Annotated in this window: 12 protein-coding genes; 7 read left to right on the forward strand and 5 right to left on the reverse strand. The window is 64.1% G+C overall.

What is annotated here, in order from left to right; genetic code table 11:
- Positions 1-56 precede the first annotated feature (56 nt).
- Positions 57-1,118: a peptidoglycan-binding domain-containing protein gene (locus AC5STI_RS11000; protein ID WP_495446667.1), complete on the reverse strand. Its 1,062-nt coding sequence runs from the start codon at positions 1,116-1,118 to the stop codon at positions 57-59.
- A gap of 158 nt (positions 1,119-1,276) precedes the next feature.
- Here AC5STI_RS11000 and AC5STI_RS11005 point away from each other — a divergent pair, with 158 nt between their 5' ends.
- A complete protein-coding gene (locus tag AC5STI_RS11005; protein ID WP_495447755.1) occupies positions 1,277-1,891 on the forward strand; it encodes a nicotinate-nucleotide adenylyltransferase in 615 nt (204 codons plus the stop codon).
- On the opposite strand, the gene AC5STI_RS11010 is transcribed toward AC5STI_RS11005, so the two are convergent.
- Positions 1,871-2,698 (reverse strand): DMT family transporter, encoded by an 828-nt coding sequence (locus AC5STI_RS11010; RefSeq protein WP_495446668.1) that lies wholly within the window; start codon positions 2,696-2,698, stop codon positions 1,871-1,873. The two genes, AC5STI_RS11005 and AC5STI_RS11010, sit on opposite strands and share 21 nt — an antisense overlap.
- A 111-nt stretch (positions 2,699-2,809) precedes the next feature.
- Here AC5STI_RS11010 and dacB point away from each other — a divergent pair, with 111 nt between their 5' ends.
- Together dacB and AC5STI_RS11020 are read left to right on the forward strand one after the other, a co-directional pair.
- Positions 2,810-4,294, forward strand: a complete 1,485-nt coding sequence (gene dacB / locus AC5STI_RS11015) for a D-alanyl-D-alanine carboxypeptidase/D-alanyl-D-alanine endopeptidase (RefSeq protein ID WP_495447756.1) — start codon at positions 2,810-2,812, stop codon at positions 4,292-4,294.
- 124 nt (positions 4,295-4,418) lie between these two features.
- Positions 4,419-5,141: a GNAT family N-acetyltransferase gene (locus AC5STI_RS11020; protein WP_495446669.1), complete on the forward strand. Its 723-nt coding sequence runs from the start codon at positions 4,419-4,421 to the stop codon at positions 5,139-5,141.
- Between the two features lie 15 nt (positions 5,142-5,156).
- On the opposite strand, the gene AC5STI_RS11025 is transcribed toward AC5STI_RS11020, so the two are convergent.
- Positions 5,157-6,047, reverse strand: coding sequence for a LysR family transcriptional regulator (locus tag AC5STI_RS11025; RefSeq protein ID WP_495446670.1), 891 nt, complete (start codon positions 6,045-6,047; stop codon positions 5,157-5,159).
- 101 nt (positions 6,048-6,148) lie between these two features.
- On the opposite strand from AC5STI_RS11025, the gene AC5STI_RS11030 reads away from it, so the two are divergent.
- A complete protein-coding gene (locus AC5STI_RS11030) occupies positions 6,149-6,646 on the forward strand; it encodes a lactoylglutathione lyase family protein (RefSeq protein WP_490400198.1) in 498 nt (165 codons plus the stop codon).
- A 64-nt stretch (positions 6,647-6,710) separates the two neighbouring features.
- On the opposite strand, the gene AC5STI_RS11035 is transcribed toward AC5STI_RS11030, so the two are convergent.
- On the reverse strand, positions 6,711-7,133 hold the full coding sequence (locus AC5STI_RS11035) for a tellurite resistance TerB family protein (protein ID WP_475047339.1): 423 nt from the start codon (positions 7,131-7,133) through the stop codon (positions 6,711-6,713).
- A gap of 251 nt (positions 7,134-7,384) precedes the next feature.
- Between AC5STI_RS11035 and AC5STI_RS11040 the strand changes: the two genes are divergently transcribed.
- The 3 genes from AC5STI_RS11040 (at position 7,385) to AC5STI_RS11050 (ending at position 11,989) form a co-directional block, all read left to right on the forward strand.
- Entirely contained in the window at positions 7,385-9,028 is a 1,644-nt protein-coding gene (locus AC5STI_RS11040; protein ID WP_495446671.1) for a lysine--tRNA ligase, read from the forward strand.
- A gap of 176 nt (positions 9,029-9,204) precedes the next feature.
- The gene (locus AC5STI_RS11045) at positions 9,205-9,606 is read left to right on the forward strand and encodes a DUF4864 domain-containing protein (protein ID WP_495446672.1); all 402 of its coding nucleotides are present in this window, start codon (positions 9,205-9,207) and stop codon (positions 9,604-9,606) included.
- 97 nt (positions 9,607-9,703) lie between these two features.
- Positions 9,704-11,989, forward strand: a complete 2,286-nt coding sequence (locus AC5STI_RS11050; protein WP_495446673.1) for a glycosyl hydrolase family 28-related protein — start codon at positions 9,704-9,706, stop codon at positions 11,987-11,989.
- Here the strand turns inward: AC5STI_RS11050 and AC5STI_RS11055 are convergent.
- A complete protein-coding gene (locus AC5STI_RS11055) occupies positions 11,986-12,477 on the reverse strand; it encodes a HugZ family pyridoxamine 5'-phosphate oxidase (protein ID WP_495446674.1) in 492 nt (163 codons plus the stop codon). The two genes, AC5STI_RS11050 and AC5STI_RS11055, sit on opposite strands and share 4 nt — an antisense overlap.
- Positions 12,478-12,493: the final 16 nt, after the last annotated feature.

The following is a 12,493-nucleotide window of genomic DNA, read 5'->3' on the forward strand; positions in this document are numbered from 1 at the left end:
CCCCGAATCCGACCTCAACCACCCGCACAGCCCCAGCTCCGCCAACCCCCGGCCCCTCACAGCTTCCACTTCTTCTTCACGCTGTCCGGCACCGGGTAGATCAGTTTGCGGTTGTCGAAATGGTGGCACTTGATGCCTTCGCTATTGCGCTCCGCCAAATAGCGCAGGCAGGTGCCCAGCGCGTCGATGATCTTCTGGTCCGTCCGCGTGGTCACATCCACCGCCTGTCCCGACAAATGGCGCGAGATGTATTTCCACTCGGCCTTCTTGAACATGCAGGCAATGAACCCCTTCTTGTCCCCCGCCTGGACAAACCCGTCCAGTTCGACCCGGAAATCCTCATGGCTGCGCAGGTAGGAATAGATCTTGCCGCGCTTCAGGTGGCTGTTCCAGCCGTTGTACATGGCGCTTGCCTGCCCCTTCTTGTCGCGCAGGCCCGAGACCACATGGATGGTCTCGCCATAGTAGGACGAGACCTCGAACAGCACATCCAGGATCTTCTTCTGCACCCCTTGCGTCTTGCCGGTCAGCCGCCCGGGCTTGCACAATCCGCCGGTGTCGATGGTCTTGATGACATTCTCTGCGGCCTTCTTCTTGGCGTCCTTAGCAGCCTTCTCCGCCGCCCGTTTGGCGGCTTTCTGCGGGTCCTCGCCCTTCTTCTCGCCCTTGGCAAAATAGCTGTCATAGAGCGAGGTGGCATAATCCTCGATCTCGCTCAGCAGCGCGGCCCAGCCGCTCTGGTCGAGCGACTTGGACTTGGCCTCCTTCATCACCGCATCCTTGGCGGCCTTCACCGCCTGGGCCTTGGCCTCCTGCTTGGCCTTCTCGTCCTGCTTTTCCTTGGCTTTCTGCTCCGCCTTGGCCTTGGCGGGCCCCGCGTTCAGCTTCTTGATCGTGTTCTTGCCCGGGTCGATGCGGAAATCGGGCTTGAAACCGCAGACGTCCTGCTGGAACTGCCCGATGGTCTTTTCCAGCACCGGCGTCGGGGTGCCATCGACCTTGAGCTTCTTGAAACCGGCATTGGCCGCAAAGGCATTCAGCAGCTGCTGCACGGCTTTGACATCTTCGGGCAGGTTCTTGCCCTTGCGCCCGACTGAGGCGGAAAGCTTGGTAACCATGGTAAACTCGCAATCAAATACAGCGCGCCGGCCAAACCGCCCGCGCAAGAAAATTTTACTACGCCGGGCGGATTCAGGCAATCAGCCCCTCAGCACCGGGCCCGGCAGGCCCGACAAGCGATTGAACTCCCCTTAAAACTGTGCGCATCAAGCTCTTCATGGTTTGCAAGCTGCCGCATATCCGCCCGGGCCAGAGCGTCGGGCTCTTGGGAGGGTCCTTTGACCCGCCGCACCGCGGCCATGCGGCGATTTCCCATGCCGCGCTGAAACGCTTCGGGCTGGATCACCTGTTCTGGCTGGTCTCCCCCGGCAACCCGCTGAAGGCGCGCCAGCCTGCTGCGCTGGAGCGGCGGATCAGCGCCAGCCGCAGCCTGATCCAGCACCCGCGGATCCATGTCAGCGGCATCGAGGCCGATCTCGGCACCCGCTACACCGCCCAGACCCTGCGCCACCTGCGCCGCCGCCATCCGGGCGTGCGCTTTGTCTGGCTGATGGGGGCGGACAACCTCACCCATTTCCACCGCTGGAAGGACTGGCAGCAGATCCTGGACACGGTGCCCGTGGGGGTGCTGGCACGGCCGGGGGACCGGATCTCGGCGCGGTTTTCGCCAGCGGCGCGGATCTACCGGCATGCGATGCTGAAGGGCTGCGAAAGCCACCTGCTGGCGCAGGCCACGGCCCCCGCCTGGTGCTTTGTCAACGTGCCGATGGTGGATGTCAGCTCCACCGAAATCCGCGCCCGCGGCGAATGGTCAGCGGCGGAGCATGGCTGAGACCAGACCGGCGCTGAGCACCACCGCAAGCCCGGCCCAGGTCCAGGCATCCGGCAGCTGGCTGAACACCGCCCAGCCCAGCCCCACAGCCGCCACCAGCTGGAAATAGACCATCGGCGCCAGCTTGACCGCCTGCACCCGGCCATAGGCGAACAGCAGCAAGAGATTGCCCGTCATCGAAAACGCGGCACTCCCCACCGTCAGTGCCGCGGTTGAGGCGGAAAACTCCGGCAGGCTGGCAAGGCCCAGCGGCAGCATCAGCACGGCCGACAGCAGCAGCTGCGTCAGGCTCAGCTCCAGCGGCGAACCCACCCCCGCCAGCCAGCGCGAACTGGTCAGGAACCCGCCATAGAAACAGCCTGCCAGCACCGCCCACAGCAGGTTGACCGAGCCGCCAAAGCCCGGCCGCACCACCATCAGCACACCGAGAAAACCCAGCGCCATCAGCAGGCTGCGCGCCAGCGTCGCCTGCTCCCGCAGCAGCAGCACCGACAGCACGTAGCTGATCACCGGCCCGATAAAGAAAGCGGCAAAGACATTGGCCAGCGGCTCCGTCATCAGGGCCAGCTGGATCGAGAAGATGCCGCCGGTCAGCAGCCCGGCCCTGAGCCACAGCCGCCAGTCGCCCAGCAGCGTGAACGCCCGGCGCGGCACAAAGGGCAGGATCAGCGCGGCACCGATCGAAAACCGCGACCAGGCGACAAAGGCAGGCGTCGCCAGCCCGCCGCCGGTCAGCAGCTTCCCGCACAGATCACCCGCCGGGATCATTGACATGGCCGCAAACATGAGGATGACTGCCTGAAACATGGCTGCCAGCGGTAGCAGGACTTTCCATCAGGCAAAACCCCGGACACTGCGGCGGATCAGCCGGCAACGGGGATTGAAGAAGAGCAGGTCCTCGCCTTAAAAATGAATACGATGACTTCACGCCGGACATTCCTTCTTTCCGGGCTTGCCGCATTGGCGGGCTCTTCTGCGCTGGCCAATGCGCCTGCGGTTTCCCTGCGCCCTGTGGCGCGCAAGGTCAGCTCTCTGGCGGCTGGGGCCGACGGGCTCAGGGCGCTGCTGTCGCGGGCCAAGCTGCCGGGCGATGCGGTCTGCGCGGTGGCGGATGTGAAAACCGGCAAGCTACTGGAGGCGTCCGGCAGCGGCGAGGCGCTGCCGCCTGCAAGCGTTGCCAAGGCGCTGACCGCGCTTTACGCGCTGGACGTGCTGGGCGCGGATCACCGGTTCGAAACCCGCGTTCTGGCCACCGGCGGCGTTGCGGGCGGTGTGGTCAATGGAGACCTGATCCTGGCCGGCGGCGGCGACCCGATGCTGAACACCGATCACCTGGCGCTGCTGGCCAAGGCCGTGAAAAGCGCCGGCGTGCGCGAGGTACGCGGCAAGTTCCTGGTCTGGGACGGCGCCCTGCCGTCGGTGCGCAGCATCGACCCGGACCAGCCCGACCACGTGGGCTATTCCCCTGCGGTTTCCGGCATTGCGCTGAACTTCAACCGGGTGCATTTCGAGTGGAAACGCGCCTCCAGCGGCTGGGCCGTCACCATGGACGCCCGCACCGAGAAATACCGCCCCGAGGTCGCCACCTCCCGGATGACGATCGCCTCCCGCGCGGTGCCGGTTTACACCTATGCGGAGAAGGCCGGAACCGACCAGTGGACGGTGGCCAGCAAGGCCCTGGGCAAGGGCGGCGCCCGCTGGCTGCCGGTACGCAATCCGGGCGCCTATGCGGGCGATGTGTTCCGCACCCTGGCGCGGTCCCATGGTATCGCACTGCCCAAGGCAAAGGCCGCCAAGTCGCTGCCTCAGGCCCGGCTGCTGGCACAGCATCACAGCCCGCCGATGGACGTGATGCTGAAGGCGACGCTGAAATACTCCAACAACCTGATGGCCGAGATGATCGGTATGGCCGCCACCGCCGCGCGCGCCGGGCGGCCTGGCTCGCTCAAGGCTTCGGCTGCTGAAATGAACCGCTGGGCGGCTGAGAAATACGGCATGTCCAGCACCCGGCTGGTGGACCATTCCGGCCTGGGCGAAGACTCCCGGATGACCCCGGCAGACCTCACCGGCGCGCTGGTGGCGGCCTACCGCTCCGGCCAGTTGAAACCGCTCCTGAAACCCTTCCGACTGCGCGACGCCAAGGGCCGCGTGGTCAAGGGCCACCCGATCAAGGTCGCTGCCAAGACCGGCACGCTGAACTTTGTCTCGGGCTTGGGCGGTTTCATGACCGCGGCTGACGGGACCGAACTGGCTTTCACCATCTTCACCGCTGATCTGAAGACGCGCTCCCGCATTCCCCGCGCCCAGCGCGAACGGCCCAAGGGCGCCCGCGGCTGGAACCGACGCGCCAAGCAGCTGCAACAGCAGCTGATTGAGCGCTGGGGCGCGGTTTACGGCAGCTGACAGCCGGGATTGGTCTGGAAAAATTTTCCGTTACTGGACGTTTCTCCCAGACCAGCGGCGTGGCAGATCCGGGCCTGACGGCGGTGCAGGGACACCGCGGCAAGGCTTTGCGAAGGATGCCCTTATGACGGATCAGTTCAACAACCTCGGCCAGCCCATCGGCGCCCCGCTGCCGGACTGGACCGGCGCCCGCCACCCCGGGCACACCGGCATGGAGGGGCAGTACTGCCGGGTTGAGCCGCTGGATGCGGAGCGCCACACCGCGGACCTGTTCGCGGCGTTCCGGCAGGACCGCACGGACGCGATCTGGACCTATGTGCCCTACGGCCCTTTCGCTGCCCAAGAAGAGCTGCACGATTGGGTAAAGGCCGCCAGCGGCGTCGATGCGCAACCCTATTTTGCGGTGATCAACGGCACCAGCGGCAAGGCCGAGGGCATTGCCAGCTACATGCGCATCCAGCCTGCTCATGGCGTGATCGAGGTGGGCGGCATCACCTTTGCCCCGGCACTGCAGCGGACGCGGGCGGCGACCGAGGCGATGTATCTGATGATGGCGCGGGTGTTCAACGATCTGGGCTACCGCCGCTATGAATGGAAATGCGACGCGCTGAACGCCCCCTCCCGCCGCGCGGCGGAACGGTTCGGCTTCACCTATGAGGGGCTGTTCCGGCAGGCCATCGTCTATAAGGGCCGCAACCGCGACACCGCCTGGTACTCCATTCTGGACAGCGAGTGGAAGCAGCTGGAGACGGCTTACAAGGCTTGGCTTGATCCCGCGAATTTCGATGCGGACGGGCAGCAGCAGCGGAGCCTGGCGCAGCTCAGAGCACAGCCGTCCGGAGGCTGACCAGGCCAGGCAGGGCTACGCCAGCTCCGCCGCCACCTGTTGCGCCAGATGCTGAATGCGCTGCAGCCGCGCGCTCAGCGGGCGCCCCTTGCGAAAGGTGAGCCACAATCCGTGGCGCCGCGGCTTGGGCAGCGGGATCACCGCCAGCAGGTCCCGCTGCGCATAGGCCTCGACCCCGCTGCGCGGCAGCAGCGTATAGCCGATGCCGCGCGCGACCGGGTCCAGGATCTGGCCGATCTGGTTGACATAGGTCCGCACGCGCAGCCGGTCGGCCCCCTGATAGGCCTCCGGAAAATTCAGCGGCAGCAGCTCATCCGCATGGGCAAAGCCATCGGGGTGGGCCACAAAACCGCGGGTTTCCAGCGCCTCGAACGTCACCTCTGCGCCCGCATCACGGCTTGGCAGCACAAGGCAGAGCTCCTCCTCCCCCAGATGCTCCGCCTCCAGCCGGGGGTGGCCGGGGTCGTGATCCAGAATGCCCAGATCGAACACACCGTCCAATAGACCGCGCTCGATGGTGGCTTGCGGCGCCGCTTCCAAATGCGCCGCAAGGTCCGGCGCGGCTTCAAGCAGGTCCAGAATGCGGGGATAGAGCAGCGTTGCAAAGCTGCCGGAGCAGGCAATCCGCACCTCTCCGGCATCGGGGCTGTCCGTGGCGATGGTCTCTCTCAGGCGCCGTTCCTCGGCCCGCCGCGCCTGCCCCAGCGCCCGCACCGCCTCCCCCGCCGGGGTGAGCGAAAAGCTTTTACCGTCCTGTGCGATCAGCTTCTGGCCCAGCTGCGCCTCCAGCTTGCGCAGGTGCTGCGAGACGCCCGGCTGGGTCATGTTCAGGCGCTGTGCCGCGCGCGTGAAATGGCCGGTTTCAGCCAGCGTTGTGAAGGTTTCGAGCCAGGTGGCGTTCAGCATCAATCATACCACATTTTTATCATTTACATGCAAAATGATAATTTCACAGAGCACCGGGGAGTGTCTACCTTTCTGTCATCCCAAGCATGAGGAGACCAAAGATGACCACCACACCCAGAACTTTCTCCCACATCGGCCTGTCGGTGCCGGACCTTGAAGCCGCCGTGAAGTTCTATTCGGACGTCATGGGGTTCTACGTGCTGATGCAGCCCAGCGAGGTTGTCGAGGACGACAGCGCCATCGGGCAGATGTGCACCGACGTTTTCGGCCCCGGATGGAACAGCCTGCGCATTGCGCATCTGTCCACCGCGGATGGCATCGGCATCGAGCTGTTTGAATTTGACGGCAACGAGGCCCCGGAGGACAACTTCCAGTACCGCAAGCACGGCACGTTCCACTTTGCCGTACAGGACCCGGACGTCGAGGGGCTTCTGGAAAAAATCGTCGCCGCCGGCGGCAAGCAGCGGATGCCGGTGCGGGAGTATTTCCCAGGCGAGAAGCCTTACCGCATGGTCTATGTGGAGGATCCGTTCGGGATCATCTTCGAGCTTTACAGCCACAGCTATGAGCTGACCTATTCAGCCGGCGCCTATAGCTGAGTGATGGCATTGTCCGGGCCCCTGCCCCGGGCAATGCCCTTCCTGTTCAAGCCTCGGCCAGCGGTCAGACCATGTGCCGGGCGCGCGCGCCGCGTTCGATCGCGGCGGCGTGCAGCCGGTCGATGTTCAGCTCATACCGGACCTCTGCCAGGAACTCGAGCTCGGTCTCGCCCAGGATGCCATCGGCGGCGGCCACATCGCAGGCCAGCGCATAGCCGGTCTCGAACAGCCGCTCCGGCAGGTCGCCGCGGATCAGGCCGAACAGCGCCTCCAGCCCGTCCTCCTGCTCAAACAGGTCCAGCACCGTGCGCGACACCCGGCTCACCCGGTCGATGTCATAGTCGGCAAAGACCGGCAGCATGTTCACCGCCGACTGGATCTTGACCAGTTCTGCGGTGCGGATGTTTTCGTCCGAGGCCGAGACCGCCACCATCAGGGCCACAAGGCAGTCCTGCGGGGTCATCGGATGCGGGGTTTGCTCACTCATGGACGAAATCCTTATTTGCGCAATATTCACCCGGACAGGATAGGTACGCCCGCGGAGAGGTTCAATAACAGGCTGAGCCCGGCCGCCGATTTTTGCGCGGCGCAAGGCCGCAAATCCCGGCCCCGGCGGGGCTGGCATTATTGACTCATGCGGCACAGGCACAATAGAGGGAATGGCCGGATGCATGGGGCATCCGGACAGATCACGCGGCACCCCGAATACTGACGCAACCGCCGCCGATGGAGAACATGATGTCTGATGTGCGCGAAGAAGCTCTGAAGAGCAAAGCCTGGCCGTTTGAAGAAGCCCGCCGGGTTCTCAAACGTTATGCCAAGGGCGCGCCGGAAAAGGGCTATGTCCTCTTTGAAACCGGCTATGGCCCCTCCGGCCTGCCGCACATCGGCACCTTCGGCGAGGTCGCCCGCACCACTATGATCAAGAAGGCGTTCGAGACCATCTCGGATATCCCGACCCGGCTGATCTGCTTCTCCGACGACCTGGACGGCATGCGCAAGGTGCCGGGCAACGTCCCCAACCAGGAGGCGCTGGCGGAACACCTGCAAAAGCCGCTCACTTCGGTGCCGGACCCGTTCGGCACGCATGAAAGCTTCGGCCACCACAACAACGCCATGCTGCGCCGGTTCCTGGACACCTTCGGGTTCGAGTATGAGTTCTACTCTGCCACCGAATTCTACCAGTCCGGCCAGTTCGACGAGATCCTCAAGCGCGCCGTCGACAAGTACGACGACATCATGGCGATCATGCTGAAGTCCCTGCGCGAGGAACGGCGCCAGACCTATTCGATCTTCCTGCCGATCCACCCGGAAACCAGCCGCGTTCTGTACGTGCCGATGAAGAAGGTGGACGCGGAGAACTACACCATCACCTTCGACGACGAGAACGGCAAGGAATGGACCCTGCCGGTAACCGGCGGCAACGTGAAGCTGCAGTGGAAGCCCGACTTCGGCGCCCGCTGGGCCGCGCTGGAAGTCGATTTCGAAATGTACGGCAAGGACCACTCCACCAACACGCCGATCTATGACGGCATCTGCCGGGTGCTCGGCCAGCGCGCGCCGGAGCATTTCACCTATGAGCTGTTCCTGGACGAAAACGGCCAGAAGATCTCCAAATCCTCCGGCAACGGCGTGTCGATCGACGAATGGCTGACCTACGCCTCGACCGAGTCGCTGGCCTACTTCATGTACCAGAAGCCCAAGACCGCCAAGCGGATGCATTTCGACGTGATCCCCAAGGCGGTGGATGAGTACCACCAGCAGCTGCGCGCCTATCACGGGCAGGACCTGAAGGCGCAGCTCAACAACCCGGTGTGGCACATCCACGGCGGCGACGTTCCGCAGTCGGACATGGTGGTGCCGTTCTCGATGCTGTTGAACCTCGCCTCCGCCTCCAGCGCCGAGGACAAGGACACCATGTGGGGCTTCATCAACAAATACGCCCCCAACGCCACCCCCGACACCCATCCGGGCATGGACCAGGCCGCGGGCTTTGCGGTGCGCTACTTCAACGACTTCGTAAAACCGGCCAAGGAATTCCGCCTGCCCACCGATCAGGAGCGCGCGGCGCTGCAGGATCTGGCGGACGCGCTGAAATCGGCAGAGGCGGCGCTGGCCGCAATTGCGAAGAAGAACGAGATCGCAGGCAACGACGACCCGCTGCCCGAAGCGGACTTTGCGGATGAGGAGTTCCTGCAATCCGTGGTCTTCGCCATCGGCAAGATCCACGGCTTCGAGCCGCTGCGTGCCTGGTTCTCGGCGATTTACGAGGTATTGCTGGGCGCGTCGCAAGGCCCGCGTTTCGGCGGCTTCATCGCGCTTTACGGTGTCGAGGATACCATCGCGCTGATCGAAAAAGCGCTGGCGGGCGAGCTGGCCTAAGCCTGCACGCATCGGATTCAGTCAGGGCGCGGTCTTCCGCGCCCTTTTTCGTTTTCAGCCCTGCTGCGCACAGCGGGCTGCGGCCTCGCACCGCGCATCAAAATTACCAATTTGCAAAAAAGTTTTGACGCAGCGTCACTTTGTCCTAAACTCAAGAAACGGACCGGGAGGGACAGATGCGCAGTGTTCTGTTTGCGGGGGTAAGTGTTTTTCTTCTGACCTTTCCGGCCTTTGCTCAGAGAGAGCCGGTCACAGCCGTGATCGGCTCTCAGTTTGAAGCCTTCCTGAACAATGATACAGAGACCGCGTTCTCCTTTGCCTCGCCGTCGATCCGCCGCCTGTTCGGCACGCCGGAACGGTTCGGCCAGATGGTGCAGCAGGGCTATCCGATGGTCTGGCGGCCGGCGGAGGTCCGCTATCTGGACCTGCGCGAAGTGGCGAGCGGCCTGTGGCAGCGGGTGATGATCACCGACGCGCAAGGCCGCGTGCACCTGTTGGATTACCAAATGGTTAAGCTGGAGAGCGGTTGGAAAATCAACGCCGTACACTTGCTGAGAGGGTCATCTGACAGCGTCTGAACCCAGGGCAGCGTACGCCCCGCTGGGCGGAATTTAACGCCAATTCAGTACTTCCTTTTCCCCGAACGCGACATGCGCAGCAGGAAAGGGTACCCCCATGAACAAGGCAATCACTGACGGTCTGCAGCTGATGCCCCCCGCCTTTGCGGAGGGACTGAATGTATGGTCCAGCGGCAACGGCACCCCCGGATCAGACACCTATGACGGCGCCGCCAACGCGGCCTTTGTGGCGGCGGATGCGGACTTCGGCGGCTGCCTGGAGTTGCAGAAGACCGGGAACACCCAGAAGCTGCGCTTCATGGGCCAGACGCCGCTGGAACCTGGCTGCTATCTGCAGATCAAGGTTCGAATCAAGGCCGTCAGCGGCGCGCTGCCTGCGGTCCGCGTGGCGGGCTGGGCGGCCAGCAGCGGCGGCAGCCACATCGGCGGCGTGTCCGAAACCGGGATGCAATACGCGCTTACCGAATACGGCAAGGTGCTCGAAGTCACCGGCATCGTCGGCAGCGGCGACCGCCCCGGGGTGGATATGCCTTGGGGCCGCAGCGCGGCCTATGGCCATTTCGGGCTGGACCTGACCGGTGCCAATGGCGGCGTCGTGCGGATCGACGACATCGAGATCACCGATATCACCAGCGCCTTCCTGCGCAAGATGCTGAGCGTGGTGGACGTGACCGACTATGGCGCGGTGGGTGATGGCAGCACCGACTGCACCGCTGCGTTCGAGGCCGCCGATGCCGCCGCCGCCGGGCGCCGCATCCTGGTGCCCGCGGGGGACTTCCACCTCGCCAGCACCGTGTCGCTGAACAACGAGGCGGTGTTTGAAGGCACCGTGTCAATGCCCGCCAATCAGATGCTGCTGCTGACCAAGAATTTCGATTTCCCCTCATATGCCGCTGCCTTTGGCGATGAGGAGCTGGGCTTCAAGAAGGCGTTTCAGGCCCTGCTCAACAACGTGGATCATGAATCGCTGGACCTGAAGGGCCGCAAAATCACCGTGACCGCCCCCCTCGACATGCAGGCGGCGGTGCCGAACAGGTCCTCCTATTCGACCCGCCGGATCATCCGCAACGGCCAGCTGGAAGCCGCCAGCAGCGCGGCCTGGGACACCGGTGTGGTGACCTCGCAGGCCAGGTACAGAACCTCGGATTCCAGGAAGCTGACCAATGTCGTCAATATCGCGAACATCAAAGTAGGCTCATTGGTGGAGGGTGCCGGGGTCGGCCGCGAGATCTATGTGAAATCCAAGAACACCGGCGCCGGCGAGCTGACGCTGACCGCGCCGCTGTACGACGCGGCGGGCACCCAGACTTTCACCTTCCGGGATTTCAAGTATCTGTTGGATTTCAGCGGTTTCAGCGCCCTCAGCAAGTTTGGCATGGAAAGTATCGAGTTCCAGTGCAATTCCCGCTGCAGCGCCCTGCGGCTGGCCCCGTCGGGTTCCGTTTTTTCGCTGGATGGCTGCTTTATCTCGCGCCCCAAGGATCGCGGCATCACCTCGATCGGCACCGGCTGCCAGGGGCTTCTGGTCGACAATTGCCAGTTCCTGTCCGCCGAGGACCCGCTGGATGTGGAGGACCGAACCAGCATCGGCCTCAACGTGAATGCCAACGACGCCAAGCTGCGCAGCAACCGCGCCACCAAGTTCCGCCATTTCGCTTTGCTGGCAGGCGCCAACAACACCGTGACCGGCAATCATTTCTTTCAGGGCGACAGCGTGGCCAACGGTGTCCGCTCCGCCGGGCTGGTGCTGGCCGCAAACAACTGCACCACAACAGTGTCGGACAATTACGTCGACAATTGCTTTATCGAATGGACCAACGAGCGTGATCCGGCACCTGACTTCACCACCGGCTTTTCCTTCAGCGCGCTGTCGGTAACCGCCAATGTGTTCCTGTCCGGCGATGTGGCGCCCTGGTTCAGCTATATCGTGATCAAACCCTACGGCAGCGGCCACTACCTGAACGGGCTGTCCGTGACCGGCAACAAGTTCCGCTCGCTCAATGGCAGCATCGACCGGGCGGAGCGGGTCGATACCAGTTTTTCGGATCTGGATTTCAGCCGGGCCTTCAACGTGGTCTATGAGGGCAACATGTACCACAACGTCACGACCCATTCCGCCAACCCCTTGCGGATACGTCACAACCAGTCCTCGGCGTCGTCTTCCTGGGCGGTCAGGGCGAATGGCAAGCTGCCGTTTCAAGGCTACGCGCGCTATGTCGACAGCGTGGTGCCGCAAGGGCCGCTGCGGACCGGCGGCAACAGCACCCGCTACAGCACACCCTATTGCGATACCCAGCTGGGCGCGAACGACGACGAAATCCGCCTGCGCTGGCAGGAAGCGCTCAAGGGCGAGGTGCAGGTGCTGCTGAGGATGGACGGCTAGGACCGGCCCGGCGGCCGCAGATCGGCGGCGCTAAGGTGGAAAGCCTTGCCGAAACCGCCGTTCAGATGCGCAGCCGACACCCGGAACCGGACAAAGGCAAAGTCGGCAAATTGCAGGTACAGCTTGGCCTTGGGCTGGCTGCGCAGATAATGCGCGGCCAGCGGCTCATGCTCCGGGCTTTGGCGGCTGAGAAACTCCGCCTCGCAGATCAGGCTGAGCCGGGGATGGGTGAGCGGGTCGCCCTTGTCCCCCGGCTCCCCTACCAGCAGCGAGCAGGCCGGATTGCGGTGCAGCGCCCGGGTGTGCTGGGCCAGCTCAGAGATCAGGCTGACCGGACCGCCCTCCGGATCCAGGGCAAAGGCGACACGGGTGACCAGCGGGGTGCCCTCCTCCAGCAGCACGCCCAGCGCGGCAAAGCGTGCCTGCGCCATCAGGCCCTGCGCGAGCTGGCGGGCGTCGTCATCGGTGGGGCGGATCGGGCTCGCCATGGACTCCTCCAGGGTT

It is taken from the genome of Leisingera sp. CC-HEC096 (assembly GCF_059429235.1).